Source organism: Shewanella colwelliana, assembly GCF_001735525.1.
GTDB classification, from domain to species: Bacteria; Pseudomonadota; Gammaproteobacteria; order Enterobacterales; family Shewanellaceae; genus Shewanella; species Shewanella colwelliana.
On the sequence record NZ_MCBT01000041.1, the window covers coordinates 18,175 to 36,155 of the forward strand.

The window sequence follows — 17,981 nt, forward strand, 5'->3', positions numbered from 1 at the left end:
ACCCCCATATCTGAATCAGATGACAAATTTAGCGTTAGTTAAAAGTTTTTTTGGAGGACTCCATGGGTAAAATTATTGGTATCGATTTAGGTACAACCAACTCTTGTGTTGCCGTATTAGATGGCGGAAAAGCACGTGTTATTGAAAATGCAGAGGGTGATCGTACTACTCCTTCAATTGTTGCATTCACTGGCGAAGAAACTATCGTAGGTCAGTCTGCGAAGCGTCAAGCTGTAACAAACCCAGCTAACACTTTTTTCGCAATTAAGCGCCTAATTGGTCGTCGTTTTACTGATGATGAAGTTCAGCGTGATGTTGATATCATGCCATTTAAAATTATCGGTGCAGATAACGGTGATGCATGGGTAGAGGCGCACGGTAAGAAGATGGCTCCTCCACAAGTTTCTGCTGAAATTCTTAAGAAAATGAAGAAGACGGCTGAAGACTTCCTAGGTGAGCCAGTGACAGAAGCCGTTATTACTGTTCCTGCATACTTTAACGATTCACAACGTCAAGCCACTAAAGATGCGGGTCGTATTGCGGGTCTTGAAGTTAAACGTATTATCAACGAGCCAACAGCGGCTGCGTTAGCCTACGGTATCGATAAGAAGCAAGGCGATAACATCGTTGCGGTATACGATTTAGGTGGTGGTACATTCGATATCTCTATCATCGAAATCGATAGCGTTGAAGGCGAGCAAACGTTTGAAGTACTTGCAACTAACGGTGATACGCACTTAGGTGGTGAAGATTTCGATAACCGTCTAATTAATTACCTAGCGGATGAATTTAAGAAAGAACAAGCAATCGATCTACGTAAAGATCCATTAGCGATGCAGCGCCTAAAAGAAGCTGCGGAAAAAGCTAAGATTGAGCTTTCGAGCACCACTCAAACTGAAGTTAACCTGCCATACATCACAGCCGATGCAACAGGTCCTAAGCATTTAGTGGTTAAGATCACTCGTGCCAAGCTTGAGTCTTTAGTTGAAGATTTGATCGCTCGTTCACTTGAGCCACTAAAAGTTGCACTTGCTGATGCTGACCTATCTGTATCAGAAATCAATGAAGTGATTTTGGTTGGTGGTCAAACTCGTATGCCTAAGGTTCGCGCTGAAGTCTCTGCGTTCTTCGGTAAAGAGATCCGTCAAGATGTTAACCCTGATGAAGCCGTTGCGATTGGTGCAGCAGTTCAGGCGGGTGTACTTGCTGGTGACGTAAAAGACGTACTACTACTAGACGTTACACCACTATCTCTTGGTATCGAAACCATGGGTAGCGTAATGACTAAGTTGATTGAGAAAAACACCACTATCCCAACTAAGGCTAGTCAAACTTTCTCAACAGCAGACGACAACCAAGCAGCGGTAACGATTCACGTACTGCAAGGTGAGCGTAAGCAATCAAGTGCTAACAAATCACTTGGTCAATTTAACCTTGAAGGTATCGAGCCTGCTCCTCGTGGCATGCCACAAATTGAAGTTGCGTTTGACATCGATGCTGATGGTATCTTGCATGTGTCTGCGACCGATAAGAAAACGGGTAAAGCGCAGAACATCACTATTAAAGCCTCTTCAGGTCTAAGTGACGAAGAAGTTGATGCAATGGTTCGTGATGCAGAAGCTCACGCTGACGAAGATGCTAAGTTTGAAGAGTTAGTGACTGCTCGTAACCAAGCTGATGGCATGGTTCACGCGACTAAGAAGCAGATCGAAGAAGCGGGTGATGAGCTACCAAGCGAAGACAAAGAGAAGATCGAAGCTGCGATGGCTGACGTTGACACTGCCTCTAAAGGTAATGACAAAGAAGCGATTGAAAAAGCGACTCAAGCATTAATGGAAGCCTCTGCTAAATTAATGGAAATTGCTCAAGCTAAAGCACAAGCTGGCCAAGGTGAGCAAGCACAGCAGCAATCAAGTGAAGCGCCTGCTGATGATGTTGTCGATGCTGAGTTTGAAGAAGTTAAAGACGACAAAAAATAATTCGGGCCTAGCCTAAATTATTTCTAGCGGGCGTTACGGGGAAACTCTAACGCCCGTTCGTACAACTCTAGCGCAGAAAGTGTGAGATTATGTCAAAGCGAGATTATTACGAAGTATTAGGCGTAGGTCGTGACGCCAGCGAACGTGAAATTAAAAAGGCTTACAAACGTTTAGCCATGAAATTTCACCCAGATCGCAATCCTGGCGACAAAGCGGCTGAAACCAGCTTTAAAGAAGTTAAAGAAGCTTACGAAATACTAACCGATAGCGATAAGAAAGCGGCCTATGATCAGTTTGGTCATGCGGGCGTTGACCCTAATCGCGGCGGTGGTGGATTCGGTGGCAACGCTGATTTCGGTGATGTTTTCGGTGATGTTTTCGGTGATATTTTTGGCGGCGGTCGTCGTGGTGGCCAGCGTCAAGCGGCACGTGGTAGTGACCTGCGGTACAACCTAGAGTTATCGCTAGAAGAAGCCGTTAAAGGCTTAACTAAAGAGCTACGTATTCCAACACTGGCTGCGTGTGATAGCTGCGATGGAAGCGGTGCTAAGAAAGGGTCTTCTCCCACCACTTGTGGTACCTGTCATGGTCAAGGCCAAGTACAGATGCGCCAAGGTTTCTTTGCGGTACAACAAGCCTGTCCAACCTGTCATGGTCGCGGTAAGATCATTAAAGATCCTTGCAACAAGTGTCATGGTGAAGGCCGTGTTGAGAAGAGCAAAACCCTATCGGTTAAAATTCCAGCTGGTGTAGATACTGGCGACCGTATTCGTCTTTCTGGTGAAGGTGAAGCGGGAGAATTTGGTGCACCACCTGGTGACTTATATGTGCAAGTCACCGTGCGTGAACATGCCATTTTTGTTCGTGATGGTAACAACCTCTACTGCGAAGTGCCTATCTCATTTAGCACGGCAGCCTTGGGCGGTGAGATTGAAGTGCCGACGTTAGATGGTAAGGTTAACCTTAAGATCCCATCTGAGACGCAAACTGGCCGTATGTTCCGTCTACGTGGTAAGGGTGTTAAGTCTGTTCGTAGTCATGCTGTCGGTGATCTACTTTGTAAGGTGGTGATGGAAACACCGGTTAATTTGAGCGACAAGCAAAAAGAGCTGTTGCGTGAATTTGACAATACCCTTACTGGTTCGTCAAAGAAACATAGCCCTAAGGCTGAAGGCTTCTTCGATGGCGTGAAGAAGTTTTTCCAAGACTTGAATAGTTAAGTCTATTTGTAAGAAAATAAAAACCTCGCTATGCGAGGTTTTTTTATAGCTAGCTCAATACTACCCAACGACAATAAAGGATTATCGCCCCATGAAACCGCTTATGATGCTTGTTATTTTAACGCTGCTTGCTGGTTGCGCGACACATCAGTCACCTACTGGGCGAGGGCAAACCTTGCTGTTTTCTGCTCAGGAAATGGATCAGATGGGGGCCGCTTCATTTGAAGAGATGAAAAAGCAGCAACCACTCAGTAAGAATCGTCAAGTCAATCAGTACGTGGCTTGTGTTGCTGAGCGAATCACAGCGGTACTGCCGGGCCAACAACCTAACTGGGAAGTCGTTGTGTTTGAGTCTGAGCAGGTTAATGCTTTTGCGCTACCCGGCGGACACATTGGTGTTTATACCGGTTTACTTAAGGTCGCTAATAATCAAGATCAACTTGCGACAGTCATTGGCCATGAGGTGGCCCACGTTTTAGCCAATCATAGTAATGAGCAGGTGTCGCGTGCACAAATGACGGGGGTTGGTATGCAGCTTGCCAACGTTGCATTGGATGCGGGTGGCGTGAGTAATAAAGATCTCTATATGTCAGCGTTAGGCTTGGGTGCTCAGGTTGGCTTTATTCTCCCTTATGGGCGTGAGCAGGAGAGCGAAGCCGATATTATGGGCGTTGAGTTGATGGCTCGAGCAGGTTTTGATCCTAGCCAAAGCATATTGTTATGGCAGAATATGGCTAAAGCGGGTGGCAGCCAGGGGCCAGAACTATTATCGACTCACCCTTCACATGATCACCGAATTGCTGATTTGCAACAGATGCAAGCTAAGGTATTGCCGTTATATCAGAACACACAATCCAGTGTAAAAAATAGCTGTGAGTAAACTGCTATTAATGGGTTTTTTATCACATTCTATGTTAAAATTCCGCGCGAAATTAATTGAATCTATGAGAGTACAATCATTATGTCTGAGAAGTTCACCACAATTGAACAGCACGCAAGCTATGGTGTCGGTCGTCAACTAGGCGAGCAATTAGCTGCAAACTCTTTTGAAGGTATTGATATTTCAGCTGTTCAAGTTGGTTTATCTGACGCATTTGACGGTAAAGAGAGCGCTGTTTCTATGCAAGATCTTCAAACTGCCTTCACTGAAATCAGTCAGCGTATTCAGAAGGTTCAAGAAGAAGCCGCAGCGGTAGCTTCTGCAGAGGGCGATACTTTCTTAGCTGAAAACCAAAAGCGTGATGGTGTTGTTACCCTTGAGTCTGGTCTACAGTACGAAATCATTAACGAAGGTAACGGTGACAAGCCTGGTTACGATTCAACTGTACGTACTCACTACCACGGTACTTTCATCTCTGGTGATGTTTTCGATAGCTCTGTATTGCGTGATCAGCCAGCTGAATTCCCAGTATCAGGTGTGATTGCTGGTTGGACAGAAGCACTTCAACTTATGCCTGTGGGTGCTAAGTGGAAGCTATATGTTCCTCATCACCTAGCCTATGGCGAGCGTGGAGCGGGTGCTTCAATTCCTCCATACTCAGCGTTAGTATTTGAAGTTGAGTTACTCGACATCATTTAATAAAAATGCCTAAGCTATCGCTTAGGCTTTTTTTTGAAATAGAAAAACCATTATCAGTCTAGAGCTGTTGCCATAGTGCAGTGTACGATTGGTATCAATAATTTGTGCAGGGAGAAGTAGATGACAGAGCAAGTAAGAGTGGCTATTACTGGTGGCAGCGGTCGTATGGGCCGAACTCTTATTGAATCGGCCAAGTTAAGTAGCAATATCTTTTTAGGTGCTGCGATTGAGCGTGCTGGTTCGACATTGATTGGAGTAGATGCCGGCGAGCTCGCAGGTGTTGGTGCCATGAATGTTGCTATTACGGATTCTCTTGATCATGCCGTCGATGATTTCGACGTCCTGATCGATTTTACTTCGCCAGAAGCTAGTGTCGTACATACCGATTGGTGTTCGCGTAATGGTAAGGCGATTGTGATTGGAACCACGGGTTTTAATCATGCACAGAAAGAGCAGATTGCTGCTTACAGTGAATCCACTCCTATCGTGATGGCACCCAATATGTCTGTTGGCGTCAACTTGATGTGGCGCCTGCTTGAGTTGGCGGCCGAAGTAATGGGTGATTACACTGATATTGAGATCATTGAAGGTCACCATCGCCATAAGAAAGATGCGCCGTCAGGTACAGCGTTGAAAATGGGAGAGGTGATTGCCGAGGTGCTGGGACGTGATCTTGAAAAGTGTGCCATTTATGGCCGCGAAGGGATCACCGAAGAGCGTAGTCGTGAGACCATAGGTTTCTCAACCATTCGTGCCGGTGATATCGTTGGTGAGCACACTGCGATGTTTGCTGATATTGGTGAGCGTCTGGAAATCACCCATAAGGCTTCGAGTCGCATGACTTTTGCCAATGGTGCAATGCGCGCCGCGTTTTGGCTTGGTGACCAAGGTCCCGGCCTTTACGATATGCAGCAGGTCTTAGGCCTGAAAGATTGATTTAAAAAAACGCCTATATGGCGTTTTTTTTTGAAAAACTTACCCACTAGCTATAGACGAATTTAGGTTTGACCTATAGAATTGACGGAATTTGTCAAAATTTCGTATTTTAGCGAAAGTTGGTATTTTAAATATAACATAAAACCCTATTATTCAGTGGCTTGGCTCTTTTTCGGAGGTCGCGTTGACAAAGTCTGCCTTACTCGTACTCGAAGATGGAACCGTATTCTCTGGCACAGCAATTGGTGCCGATGGTCTTGCAGTTGGTGAAGTTGTTTTTAACACTTCAATGACTGGTTACCAAGAGATTCTTACAGATCCTTCCTATTCTCGTCAAATCGTTACTTTGACTTACCCTCACATTGGTAACACAGGTACCAACAGTGAAGATACCGAATCTAATGCAGTTCATGCATGTGGGTTAATTATTAGAGATCTGCCTCTAATTGCAAGTAACTTCAGAAATCAGCAATCCCTAAGTGACTACTTAAAAGCCAACAATGTTGTCGGTATTGCAGATATCGATACACGTAAATTGACGCGTATTTTAAGGGAGAAAGGGGCTCAGGCTGGCGCAATATTAGTCGGTGATTTGGATGAAGCTAAAGCACTTGAAGCGGCTAAGGCGTTCCCTGGATTGAAAGGCATGGATTTAGCCAAAGAAGTGACCACTGCATCTCAGTATCAATGGCGTAGTGGAAGCTGGCGTCTTGTGGGTGGTTTACCCCTTGATACCCCTGAGTCCGAGCTTAAGTTTAAAGTTGTTGCCTATGATTATGGCGTTAAACGCAACATTTTACGTATGCTGGTTGATCGCGGTTGTGATGTGACGGTTGTTCCTGCACAGACTTCTGCTGCAGACGTACTTGCAATGAATCCTGATGGTATATTTTTGTCTAACGGTCCTGGTGACCCAGAGCCATGTGATTATGCCATTAGAGCGATTCAAGATATCTTGAAGACTGACATTCCTGTTTTTGGTATCTGTTTAGGCCATCAATTATTGGCACTGGCCTCTGGTGCAAAAACCTTGAAGATGAAGTTTGGTCATCATGGTGCTAACCACCCTGTGAGTAATATCGAACAAGGCAATGTGATGATCACCAGTCAAAACCATGGTTTTGCTGCCGATGAAACTAGCCTGCCAGCTAACATTAAGGTGACCCATAAATCGCTATTTGATGGTTCATTACAAGGTATTCATCTAACGGATAAACCTGCATTTAGCTTCCAGGGCCACCCTGAAGCGAGTCCAGGCCCTAATGATGCGGCCCCATTGTTTGATCATTTCATTGAGTTGATCGAACAGTATCGTCACAACGCTAAGTAGTCCGGGAGAAGGTTTCAGCAATGCCAAAACGTACAGATATAAAAAGTATTCTAATCCTGGGTGCAGGCCCAATTGTGATTGGTCAAGCATGTGAGTTTGACTACTCGGGTGCCCAGGCTTGTAAAGCGCTGCGTGAAGAGGGTTACCGTGTCATTTTGGTCAACTCGAACCCAGCGACCATTATGACCGACCCTGAGATGGCCGATGCGACCTATATTGAGCCAATTCATTGGGAAGTGGTACGCAACATTATCGCCAAAGAGCGTCCTGATGCGATTCTACCAACCATGGGTGGTCAAACTGCATTGAACTGTGCACTGCGTCTAGAAAGCGAAGGCGTGCTTGCCGAATTTAATGTCGAGATGATTGGCGCGACTGCCGATGCGATTGATAAGGCTGAAGATCGCAGCCGCTTCGATGAAGCGATGAAAGCCATTGGTCTCGAGTGTCCACGTGCAGGTATTGCTCGTAGCATGGAAGATGCTTATGGCGTACTCGAACAAGTGGGTTTCCCTTGTATTATTCGTCCATCATTTACGATGGGCGGTAGTGGCGGTGGTATCGCCTATAACAAGGAGGAGTTTGAAGAGATCTGCTCTCAAGGCCTTGACCTGTCACCAACCAACGAACTGCTTATTGATGAGTCGTTAATTGGTTGGAAAGAGTATGAGATGGAAGTGGTTCGTGACCGCAATGATAACTGCATCATTGTCTGTTCAATTGAAAACTTCGATCCAATGGGTGTTCATACGGGTGACTCTATCACTGTGGCACCAGCGCAAACATTAACTGATAAAGAATACCAGCTGATGCGCAATGCATCACTTGCTGTGTTACGCGAGATTGGTGTTGAAACCGGCGGCTCAAACGTACAGTTTGGTATTAATCCAATTGATGGCCGTATGGTGATCATTGAGATGAACCCACGAGTTTCACGCTCTTCTGCGCTAGCATCGAAAGCGACGGGTTTCCCGATTGCTAAAATCGCGGCTAAGTTGGCAGTTGGTTTCACCCTTGATGAGCTAAGTAACGATATCACTGGTGGTGCGACACCGGCATCTTTTGAGCCAGCCATCGATTACGTGGTGACTAAAGTGCCACGTTTTAATTTCGAAAAATTTGCTGGTGCAAATGACCGACTCACCACTCAGATGAAATCTGTGGGTGAAGTGATGGCGATAGGTCGTACATTCCAAGAGTCATTGCAAAAAGCACTGCGCGGCCTTGAAGTTGGTGTGAATGGTTTAGATTCCATTATCGATATCCAAGAAGCCGATGCGCTAACGCGTATTCGCCATGAGCTTAAAGAGCCTGGTGCCGAACGTATTTGGTATATTGCCGATGCCTTCCGTGCGGGACTCAGTCTTGATGATGTCTTTAAGTTAACTAATATCGACCCGTGGTTCTTGGTTCAGATTGAAGAGCTACTGGCGCTTGAAGGCCAAGTAAAAGAGTCAAGTATCTCTAGTATGGACAAGGATTTCTTGTTCAAGCTAAAGCGTAAAGGTTTTTCTGATTCTCGTCTTGCCGAACTGATGGCGGTCAGCGAATCTGAGATGCGCAAGCTGCGCTATCGCCATGAGATCCACCCTGTTTATAAGCGTGTTGATACCTGTGCGGCTGAGTTCTCAACGGATACAGCCTATATGTACTCGACCTACGAGGAAGAGTGTGAGGCTAATCCATCTAACCGTGACAAAATCATGGTATTGGGTGGTGGTCCAAACCGTATTGGCCAAGGTATTGAGTTCGATTACTGTTGTGTTCATGCGGCGCTTGCGCTTCGTGAAGATGGTTACGAGACCATTATGGTTAACTGTAACCCTGAAACGGTTTCAACCGACTATGATACTTCAGACAGACTCTACTTTGAGTCAGTGACGCTTGAAGATGTTTTGGAAATTGTTCGTATCGAACAGCCTAAGGGCGTGATTGTACAATATGGCGGCCAGACACCGCTTAAATTGGCTCGCGATCTAGAGGCTGCGGGTGTACCTATCATTGGTACTAGCCCTGATGCTATCGACCGCGCTGAGGACCGTGAGCGTTTTCAGCAAGCGATTCAGCGTTTAGAGATGAAGCAACCTGAAAACGATACCGTGACAACGGTTGAAGGTGCGGTTATTTCTGCTGAGCGTATTGGTTATCCATTGGTTGTGCGCCCATCGTATGTATTAGGTGGCCGAGCGATGGAGATAGTGTATGACGAGCAAGACTTGCGTCGTTACTTCAATGAAGCTGTGAGTGTATCCAATGCATCGCCAGTATTGCTTGATCGCTTCTTAGATAATGCGACAGAAGTCGATATTGATGCAATCTGTGACGGTAAGACGGTAGTGGTTGGCGCTATCATGGAGCATATCGAACAAGCGGGTGTTCACTCAGGTGACTCTGGTTGTTCACTGCCTCCTTACACGCTGAGTCAAGAGATCCAAGACCAGATGCGTGAACAGGTGACAAAGCTTGCAATGGAACTAGGTGTTATTGGCTTGATGAACGTGCAGTTTGCCGTACAAGAAAACAACATCTACATGATTGAGGTTAACCCTCGTGCCGCGCGCACCGTGCCATTCGTATCGAAAGCAACCGGTGTGCCATTAGCTAAAATCGCAGCACGTGTGATGGCTGGCCAATCACTTGAAGAGCAAGGCTTCACAAAAGAAGTGATCCCACCTTTCTATTCAGTGAAAGAGGTGGTTTTACCATTCAACAAGTTCCCTGGTGTTGACCCATTGCTTGGCCCTGAAATGCGTTCAACCGGTGAAGTGATGGGTGTAGGTGATACGTTTGCCGAAGCCTACGCAAAAGCGCAGCTTGGTGCGACATCAGAAGTACCTAAGTCTGGGCGTGCATTACTGTCAGTGCGTAACAGTGACAAAAACCGCGTTGCCGATTTAGCGGCTAAGTTAATTGAGCTTGGTTACGAAATCGATGCCACTCACGGTACCGCAGTTGTGTTAGGCGAAGCGGGTATTAATCCGCGTTTAGTGAACAAGGTTCATGAAGGTCGTCCTCATATTCTTGACCGTATCAAGAACGATGAATACACCTACATTGTGAACACCACTGAAGGTCGTCAAGCAATTGAAGACTCGCGTCAGTTACGCCGCGGTGCATTGCGTTATAAAGTGAACTACACCACAACATTGAATGCCGCCTTTGCAACATGCATGGCGCATGCTGCGGATGACCGCACGACAGTGACCTCGGTACAAGAGCTTCATCAGCGCATTAAAGGCTAATAGTCTTTGAGTTGCAAAAAGGCCGCTTCGCGGCCTTTTTTATGCTTGATTTTGGTGTTAGTAATGGGATAGAAAACACAGTTCTATCTGCGCTATGCTTATCTGTGTGTGATTAAATAGCATCTCGCGGCATCACGATATAGAATAGAGCTATTCCATGCATTATTTTACTTAGTCAGTGACCCGATAATGGTCAGGCTGGCTAGGATGCTTTTGTTTTAAGGAGACAATCGTTCCTATGAATAAGGTTCCGATGACAGTTGTTGGCGCAGAGATGTTGCGCAAAGAGTTAGATTATTTAAAGTTCGATAAGCGTCCTAAGATTGCTGAAGCCATTGGTATTGCCAGAGAGCTGGGTGATTTGAAAGAGAATGCCGAATATCATGCAGCCCGCGAAGAGCAAGGCCTGTGCGAAGCTCGTGTACGTGACATCGAAGGTAAGCTGTCAAATGTGCAAATCATTGATGTGACCAAAATGGAAAACACTGGGCGTGTTATTTTTGGTACCACGGTGACCATTCTGAACTTAGATACCGAAGAGGAGTCAACCTACCGTATTGTGGGAGAAGATGAAGCTAACATCAAAGAGAACTTACTGTCAGTGAGCTCGCCTATTGCGCGTGGTTTAGTGGGTAAAAGCTTAGACGATGAAATCTCTATCACCACTCCTGGCGGTACCAGTGATTTTGAAATCATTAAAGTTGAGTACATCTAATTTCATCGTTTGATGTCCATAAAAACCGCTTTATAGCGGTTTTTTTATGTTTGTTTGATATAAAGCTCATAACAGCGTGATTAATGGTTTTAATCCTTAGAGTGCTGTGTTTATATATCAGCGTAAAGTAATGTAGTGAGTAAGGTGGTTTAGTGCGATTATTGTGGTTGGTAGGATCTATTTTGTTGCTCATTGGGGGACTCTGTTTGTCACCTATGTCAGCAAGTGCGTCTGCCATAAACCAACAGCATACGCTGATCGCTGGGAACAATTTGAATGCTGAGGGTCAGCCACTATCTGTTCAAAGTGCTAAGGTCGATACTGCCACAATGTTTAACATCATGGAGTCATCACTAAAGACGTCACTGGATATAGAAAGTGATGTTCAAGGTCGGTATCTGCAACACAAAGAGAGCAAGAGCTCAGAATATGCGCCGCTGGTGTCGCAACGATTAATCAGCTTCGCACAGTATGAACGTCTGCATAGTCGGCCTGACTACCAACTGGTATTTGAATTTATCTCCCCACCAATTCCTTCATTAACCGTGGGCTATCGTATGGATTTTAAACCTGCCGTCGATTGGCAGCTGCATATTGATGGCTCATCTTTTAGGCTTTCTGCATGGAAAGAATCTAATCTTCTTTACCGTTTATCTCATACCCGCTCCGCTAGCTAAATACTATTAAGCCCTTTCAGGCTTATCAATCGAGAACAGTCCATTCCCGCTTTATCTGGTGGGTCAATACAGCGTGCTTATCTTTAGCACCTGTGAGTTTGTTCTAGCGCCTATCATTTACCTACAAATCGTTACAGGTTATCCGCGCTAAGGCACTGTTCTCGACATTTTCGACGGCAACGCAGATTAACGATTAACCCACCTTCTAGGGGCGGTTTTTCACTGTTCAGTCGTCGACATTTTGCGTATTTAGTGAAGATAAAGAGCAAAGAAGTATGAGAAAACAAAATAAAGCAACCCTGTTGAACCACTACAGTGCATGGAAGTATGTGCTGTTAGTTGTCACGATCATCATTATGTTATTGAGTGCCTTACCGACATTTTATGGTGAAGATGCAGCCATTCAAGTTAGTAAAGAGGCCGGGCTCAAGCTCGATCCTTTGATGTTGCACCAACGGCTCATCTCCGCTGGGATTGAAGTTAAGCGTATTGATCAAACAATGGGAAAAACCTTGGTCGTGCTCACTGATAGCTCACAGCAGGCTCAACTTAAATCCCTGCTAGTTGAGCAAGTTAAAACCCCATCCGAGGTCACCCTTACACTAGCACCGTCCGCTCCTAATTGGCTGCTGTCGTTAGGTTTTTCTCCAATTAAACTAGGCTTAGATTTACGTGGTGGTGTGCAGTTTTTACTCGATGTTGAGATCGATCCTGTGTATCAATTGCACAACAATACGTTTGTCGAGGCAACTCGACAATTTGTGCGTGATGAGTCTCTCGTTGGAATAACTGTTCAACCTCAGGCTGGCGGGAGTGTACAAATATCTGCCTCAGACTCGAGGCAACGCCAAAAGTTGCGTCAGTTTATTGTGGCGCAATATCCACATTGGCAAGTAACCAACTCGGGGCTCAATGCACTCGGGGTTAATCTGTCTGATAGCGAAAAAGTCAATATTCGAGATCTGACGGTCAAGCAAAACCTGCAGATAATGCGCAGCCGTATAGAACAGCTAGGCATTACCGAAGCGCTCGTTCAGCGCCAAGGAGAGCAACGCATTCGTATTGAGTTGCCAGGCGTCCAAGACCCCGCTGCGGCTAAATCAGTTATTGGGGCGACAGCAAGCTTAGCGTTTTATCAGGTGATGCAACCGGGCGCGCTGAACTCCAAAGTATTGGACAGCGAAAAAGATGGACCAGTATCGGTCTCACGACGGGCGGTGCTAGGCGGAGAACATATTGTTGATGCCAGAGCACAGCTTGGCGAGATGGGGTTAGCGGAGGTTGTGATTCATCTCGATAGAAAAGGTGGCAAAATCATGTCAGGTTTTTCACGTGACAATATCGGTAAACCGATGGCGACCTCTTATAGCGAATACAGTCGCGATGATAAAGGCAAAATAAGTCAATCTACCGAGGTGATCAGTGTGGCTACGATTCGTTCTCAGCTCGGTGACCGTTTCAGTATCACCGGAGTGGGGGACTATGCCAGTGCGCAACAGCTTGCGTTGCTGCTGCGGGCAGGTTCGATGACTGCACCTGTTACCATCGCTGAAGAGAGGACTATTGGCCCCAGTTTAGGAGAGGAAAATATTGCTAATGGTTTTTCGGCGCTGGCGTTAGGAATGGCCTTCACTTTGCTTTTTATGGGGCTTTGGTATCGCCGCTTAGGTTGGATAGCGAATGTGGCGCTTATTTCTAACATGGTGGTGTTGTTCGGATTATTAGCCCTGATACCAGGAGCTGTATTGACCTTACCAGGTATTGCAGGGTTGGTGTTAACTGTTGGCATGGCGGTTGATACTAATGTGCTTATCTTTGAGCGGATTAAAGACAAAATCAAGGAGGGCAGGAGCTTCGCTCACGCCATTGAACGCGGGTTCGACAGTGCTCTATCGACCATTGTCGATGCAAATTTCACCACGATGATCACCGCTATAGTGCTGTATTCCATTGGTAATGGTCCGATACAAGGTTTCGCATTGACCTTAGGCCTTGGTTTATTAACTAGTATGTTTACGGGGATTTTTGCTTCTAGAGCTTTAGTGAATTGGGTATATGGCCGCGATTTTCGCCGCGATGTGAGGGTATAAGATGAACGTAATAAAAATGAGCAAGTTAACCAAGGCCCGTTACCTGTCGAGTGTATTATCGCTAATGATTATCATCTCATCGATAGGTATTATCTTTAGTAATGGCTTCAATTGGGGATTAGATTTCACTGGTGGAGTGGTAACAGAAGTGCGGCTGGACAGTCATATTAAAGCGACTGAATTGAGTGAACTGTTAGCACAGCACTCTGAACAGGAAGTAAGTGTCATCTCTGCCGGTGAGTCGGGTCGTTGGGTATTGAGATACAGCCAGGTTGATGCGAAGTCGAGTACGGATATTGTTAGTGTACTTGCGCCGTTAAGTGGCAATGTCGAAGTGCTTAATTCCAGTATTGTCGGACCGCAAATTGGTCAAGAGCTTGCGGAGCAAGGGGGATTAGCATTACTGGTTGCTATGCTATGTGTTCTAGGATACTTAAGTTTTCGCTTTGAATGGCGTTTAGCGAGTGGGGCGTTACTTGCTTTGTTTCACGATGTGGTCTTTGTTTTGGCGTTTTTCTCTTTGATGCAAATGGAGTTTAATTTGACCATATTGGCGGCAGTGTTAGCCATATTGGGATATTCGCTGAATGACTCAATTGTGATTGCTGACAGGATCCGAGAACTATTGATAGCAAAACCGAAAATGGCTGTTGATGAAGTATGCAGTGCGGCGGTGAAAGCAACGTTTTCACGCACTATGGTTACCAGCGGCACGACATTAATTACCGTTGCTGCGCTGTGGGGGATGGGTGGTGTTCCCTTAGAGGGTTTTTCTATCGCAATGTTCCTTGGAATAATGATTGGCACAATATCATCTATCTCGGTGGGAACGTGTTTACCGGAGCTATTGAAGGTGAAAGCCGAACATTATCAATTAGCACCGATTAGTCAAACGCCATAATAAAAAAGAGCCGCTGTAGATACAGCGGCTCTTTTTAGCTTACCTAGTAATGAGCTTTTTAATAAATTAAAAGCGCATTGCTGAATTACTTTGCCTTAGGCACAGCAATCTTCATTTCTGGAGATTGACGGAAAAGGACCAATACGTGACCGATTAGCTGCACTTTTACAGCTTGGGTTTCGCGTACGATGGCGTCAACGACTGCATTTTTTAGCTCTCTGTCGCCAGAAGCTACTTTCACTTTGATTAGTTCATGATGAGAGAGTGCATTATCAATTTCAGCCAGTACACCTTCAGTCAGACCATTGGAACCAAGCTGTACAACAGGCTTTAAGTTATGTGCTAAGCCTTTTAAGTGCTGTTTTTGTTTGGTTGTTAAGTTCATTTCTACCAACTTTATGCTGAGTTACTGTTGAAAAACCGCTATTCTACCCTCATATAGCCTTTGTGTAACTTTTATTTGTTGCGGATTTTAAATGTCAGGTAAAAAACGAACAGCAAGTTCCTCCCGTTGGATGCAGGAACATTTCGATGATCATTATGTTAAGTTATCGCAAAAACGTGGGCTGCGTTCCCGTGCCGCGTTTAAAATCGAAGAGATACAACAGAAAGACAAACTGATCCGTCCCGGAATGACTGTGGTGGATTTAGGGGCAGCACCAGGTGGATGGTCGCAAATTGCAGTTAAGTTAGCCGGTGATAACGGCAAAGTAATTGCTTGTGATATTTTGCCTATGGACCCAATTGTTGGTGTCGATTTTCTTCAAGGAGATTTTCGTGAAGAGAAAGTTCTCGACGCCTTACTTGAGCGGGTGGGTGATGCTAAAGTCGATGTTGTGCTTTCTGATATGGCGCCTAATATGAGTGGCACGGGTGGTGTTGATCAACCCCGGGCCATGTATTTGGTGGAGTTGGCGCTTGATATGTGTCATCAAGTGTTGGCACCAAATGGAAGTTTTGCTGTCAAAGTCTTTCAGGGGGAGGGCTTTGATGAGTATATGAAGGCGGTTAAAGAAGCATTTACAACCGTTAAAACACGTAAGCCAGACTCTTCGCGACCGCGTTCGCGTGAAGTCTATCTTGTGGCGACAGGATACAAGTTGTAGTAACCTAACGTCAGTAACCGCAAGACTTTATGAGGTCTAGTAATTTTGAGTGATATGGCAAAAAATTTAATTCTCTGGGTTGTCATCGCCGTAGTGTTGATGTCAGTGTTTCAGGGCTACTCCCCCTCTTCATCAACTTCGTTGAAGATGGATTATTCAGCATTCTTAGATGACGTGCGTTCTGGACAGATAAATACTGTCGAAGTTAAGAGCGATCAACGCACTATTGAAGGCACTAAACGGACTGGTGAAAAGTTCACAACGATTATGCCAATGTATGACCAAGATCTTATCAATGATCTTGATCGTAAAGGTGTCACCATGAAAGGCCAGGAAGCCGAAGAGTCAGGTTTTTTGACCCAGATTTTTATCTCTTGGTTCCCAATGTTACTGCTTATCGGTGTATGGATATTCTTCATGCGTCAGATGCAAGGCGGTGGCGGTAAAGGCGCGATGTCGTTTGGTAAGAGCAAAGCCAAATTGATGAGTGAAGACCAGATTAAGACGACTTTTGGTGATGTTGCAGGTTGTGATGAAGCCAAAGAAGACGTTAAAGAGTTGGTTGATTACCTTAGAGAACCCACTAAATTCCAAAAGCTTGGTGGCCGTATTCCAACGGGTGTTTTGCTTGTTGGTCCTCCAGGTACAGGTAAAACACTACTGGCGAAGGCGATAGCTGGTGAAGCTAAAGTGCCATTCTTTACTATTTCAGGTTCTGACTTCGTCGAGATGTTTGTTGGTGTTGGTGCATCCCGTGTACGTGACATGTTCGAGCAAGCGAAAAAATCTGCACCTTGTATCATCTTTATTGATGAAATCGATGCCGTAGGTCGCCAACGTGGCGCTGGTGTTGGTGGTGGTCACGACGAGCGTGAGCAAACGTTGAACCAGATGCTAGTTGAGATGGATGGTTTCGAAGGTAACGAAGGTATTATCGTTATCGCGGCGACTAACCGTCCAGACGTACTCGATGCAGCATTGTTGCGCCCAGGTCGTTTTGACCGTCAGGTTGTTGTTGGTTTGCCTGATGTGCGTGGCCGCGAGCAAATCCTCAAAGTCCATATGCGTAAAGTGCCGTTGGCCGATGATGTCAAAGCGAGTGTTATTGCCCGTGGTACACCAGGTTTCTCTGGTGCCGATTTGGCTAACCTAGTTAACGAAGCGGCGCTATTTGCTGCACGTGGTAACCGCCGCGTCGTTGGCATGGAAGAATTTGAAAGCGCTAAAGATAAGATCATGATGGGTGCAGAACGTCGCACCATGGTGATGTCTGAAGATGAAAAAGAGATGACCGCGTATCACGAAGCTGGCCATGCTATTGTTGGTTGCTTAGTGCCTGAGCATGATCCTGTGCATAAGGTGACTATTATTCCTCGTGGCCGTGCTTTAGGTGTGACCTTCTTTTTGCCAGAAGCCGACGCTATTAGTCAGAGCCGTAGAAAGCTAGAGAGTCAAATCTCTGTGGCGTACGGTGGCCGCTTAGCCGAAGAGCTTATCTACGGCAGTGAGCGCGTATCGACAGGCGCATCACAGGACATTAAGTATGCGACATCGATTGCACGTAACATGGTGACGCAATGGGGCTTCTCTGAGAAGCTTGGTCCTGTCCTCTATGCCGAAGATGAAAATGAAGTCTTTTTAGGTCGTAGTATGGGCAAGTCACAGCATATGTCTGATGAGACAGCCAAAGTCATTGATGACGAAGTGAAAATTCTTATCGATAGTAACTACGAAAGAGCCCATACTTTCCTAACTGAAAATATGGACATACTTCATGCAATGAAAGATGCATTGATGAAGTATGAAACCATTGATTCATCACAGATTGATGATCTAATGGCGCGTCGTGAAGTTCGTGCGCCAGCCGATTGGAATATGGATGAGAATGGTAGCAACGGTGACAAAGGTGGCAAAGCGCAAGAGATTGACGATGCCGCTGAGCCCGAAGAGGTTGAAACGTCAGTGGCTGACAGCACTGATGAGTCACCTGTAGCAAAATAGCTGATTGACACTAGAGCGGTTGTTAGTCAGTGAGTTCAGAAAACCCCGAAAGGGGTTTTCTTGTTATTGATTCACATAGTGTTTCTACATCGTGGACGATACAGTAAGTGATGTTACCTTGCTCTGCGACCCTGTTTAGGTTTGTAGAGGGGGGCTGCTGCGCTGTTCAGTCGCACATCAACGTTAAAAATTTGTATAGACAATA

Annotated in this window: 14 protein-coding genes; 13 read left to right on the forward strand and 1 reads right to left on the reverse strand. The window is 45.7% G+C overall.

From position 1 onward, the window contains the following. Positions 1 to 62: 62 nt before the first annotated feature. From dnaK to secF, 11 genes are all read left to right on the forward strand, one after another. Positions 63 to 1,979 (forward strand): molecular chaperone DnaK, encoded by a 1,917-nt coding sequence (gene dnaK, locus BEL05_RS12480; protein WP_028763232.1) that lies wholly within the window; start codon positions 63 to 65, stop codon positions 1,977 to 1,979. 89 nt (positions 1,980 to 2,068) lie between these two features. Next, the gene (gene dnaJ, locus BEL05_RS12485) at positions 2,069 to 3,199 is read left to right on the forward strand and encodes a molecular chaperone DnaJ (protein ID WP_069671359.1); all 1,131 of its coding nucleotides are present in this window, start codon (positions 2,069 to 2,071) and stop codon (positions 3,197 to 3,199) included. Positions 3,200 to 3,290: 91 nt separating this feature from the next. After that, positions 3,291 to 4,079, forward strand: a complete 789-nt coding sequence (locus BEL05_RS12490; protein ID WP_028763234.1) for a M48 family metallopeptidase — start codon at positions 3,291 to 3,293, stop codon at positions 4,077 to 4,079. Between the two features lie 81 nt (positions 4,080 to 4,160). Continuing rightward, complete coding sequence (bamJ, locus tag BEL05_RS12495; RefSeq protein WP_028763235.1) at positions 4,161 to 4,778, forward strand: BamJ family beta-barrel-assembly machinery protein; 618 nt, start codon at positions 4,161 to 4,163, stop codon at positions 4,776 to 4,778. Between the two features lie 120 nt (positions 4,779 to 4,898). Beyond that, complete coding sequence (gene dapB, locus BEL05_RS12500) at positions 4,899 to 5,714, forward strand: 4-hydroxy-tetrahydrodipicolinate reductase (protein ID WP_028763236.1); 816 nt, start codon at positions 4,899 to 4,901, stop codon at positions 5,712 to 5,714. Positions 5,715 to 5,898: 184 nt separating this feature from the next. Then, entirely contained in the window at positions 5,899 to 7,044 is a 1,146-nt protein-coding gene (gene carA / locus BEL05_RS12505) for a glutamine-hydrolyzing carbamoyl-phosphate synthase small subunit (RefSeq protein ID WP_028763237.1), read from the forward strand. A 20-nt stretch (positions 7,045 to 7,064) separates the two neighbouring features. Continuing rightward, positions 7,065 to 10,286, forward strand: coding sequence for a carbamoyl-phosphate synthase large subunit (gene carB, locus BEL05_RS12510; protein WP_028763238.1), 3,222 nt, complete (start codon positions 7,065 to 7,067; stop codon positions 10,284 to 10,286). Positions 10,287 to 10,524: 238 nt separating this feature from the next. After that, the gene (gene greA, locus BEL05_RS12515) at positions 10,525 to 11,001 is read left to right on the forward strand and encodes a transcription elongation factor GreA (protein ID WP_028763239.1); all 477 of its coding nucleotides are present in this window, start codon (positions 10,525 to 10,527) and stop codon (positions 10,999 to 11,001) included. A 152-nt stretch (positions 11,002 to 11,153) separates the two neighbouring features. Beyond that, positions 11,154 to 11,678: a hypothetical protein gene (locus BEL05_RS12520; RefSeq protein WP_245686989.1), complete on the forward strand. Its 525-nt coding sequence runs from the start codon at positions 11,154 to 11,156 to the stop codon at positions 11,676 to 11,678. A gap of 275 nt (positions 11,679 to 11,953) precedes the next feature. Further along, complete coding sequence (gene secD / locus BEL05_RS12525) at positions 11,954 to 13,768, forward strand: protein translocase subunit SecD (RefSeq protein ID WP_069671360.1); 1,815 nt, start codon at positions 11,954 to 11,956, stop codon at positions 13,766 to 13,768. A 10-nt stretch (positions 13,769 to 13,778) separates the two neighbouring features. Continuing rightward, positions 13,779 to 14,669, forward strand: coding sequence for a protein translocase subunit SecF (gene secF / locus BEL05_RS12530; RefSeq protein ID WP_028763242.1), 891 nt, complete (start codon positions 13,779 to 13,781; stop codon positions 14,667 to 14,669). An 85-nt stretch (positions 14,670 to 14,754) separates the two neighbouring features. On the opposite strand, the gene yhbY is transcribed toward secF, so the two are convergent. Continuing rightward, positions 14,755 to 15,054, reverse strand: coding sequence for a ribosome assembly RNA-binding protein YhbY (gene yhbY, locus BEL05_RS12535; RefSeq protein ID WP_028763243.1), 300 nt, complete (start codon positions 15,052 to 15,054; stop codon positions 14,755 to 14,757). Positions 15,055 to 15,145: 91 nt separating this feature from the next. Here yhbY and rlmE point away from each other — a divergent pair, with 91 nt between their 5' ends. Both rlmE and ftsH read left to right on the forward strand, forming a co-directional pair. After that, complete coding sequence (rlmE, locus tag BEL05_RS12540) at positions 15,146 to 15,775, forward strand: 23S rRNA (uridine(2552)-2'-O)-methyltransferase RlmE (protein WP_028763244.1); 630 nt, start codon at positions 15,146 to 15,148, stop codon at positions 15,773 to 15,775. A 54-nt stretch (positions 15,776 to 15,829) separates the two neighbouring features. Continuing rightward, complete coding sequence (ftsH, locus tag BEL05_RS12545; RefSeq protein ID WP_037428203.1) at positions 15,830 to 17,776, forward strand: ATP-dependent zinc metalloprotease FtsH; 1,947 nt, start codon at positions 15,830 to 15,832, stop codon at positions 17,774 to 17,776. Positions 17,777 to 17,981: the final 205 nt, after the last annotated feature.

What these genes read in the sequence shown, in the direction of transcription:
- bamJ (WP_028763235.1), top strand. Translation starts at nt 4,161, where the DNA reads ATGTCTGAGAAGTTCACCACAATTGAACAGCACGCAAGCTATGGTGTC.
- dnaJ (WP_069671359.1), top strand. Translation starts at nt 2,069, where the DNA reads ATGTCAAAGCGAGATTATTACGAAGTATTAGGCGTAGGTCGTGACGCC.
- secD (WP_069671360.1), top strand. Translation starts at nt 11,954, where the DNA reads ATGAGAAAACAAAATAAAGCAACCCTGTTGAACCACTACAGTGCATGG.
- BEL05_RS12490 (WP_028763234.1), top strand. Translation starts at nt 3,291, where the DNA reads ATGAAACCGCTTATGATGCTTGTTATTTTAACGCTGCTTGCTGGTTGC.
- dnaK (WP_028763232.1), top strand. Translation starts at nt 63, where the DNA reads ATGGGTAAAATTATTGGTATCGATTTAGGTACAACCAACTCTTGTGTT.
- dapB (WP_028763236.1), top strand. Translation starts at nt 4,899, where the DNA reads ATGACAGAGCAAGTAAGAGTGGCTATTACTGGTGGCAGCGGTCGTATG.
- carB (WP_028763238.1), top strand. Translation starts at nt 7,065, where the DNA reads ATGCCAAAACGTACAGATATAAAAAGTATTCTAATCCTGGGTGCAGGC.
- greA (WP_028763239.1), top strand. Translation starts at nt 10,525, where the DNA reads ATGAATAAGGTTCCGATGACAGTTGTTGGCGCAGAGATGTTGCGCAAA.
- ftsH (WP_037428203.1), top strand. Translation starts at nt 15,830, where the DNA reads ATGGCAAAAAATTTAATTCTCTGGGTTGTCATCGCCGTAGTGTTGATG.
- yhbY (WP_028763243.1), bottom strand. Translation starts at nt 15,054, where the DNA reads ATGAACTTAACAACCAAACAAAAACAGCACTTAAAAGGCTTAGCACAT.
- rlmE (WP_028763244.1), top strand. Translation starts at nt 15,146, where the DNA reads ATGTCAGGTAAAAAACGAACAGCAAGTTCCTCCCGTTGGATGCAGGAA.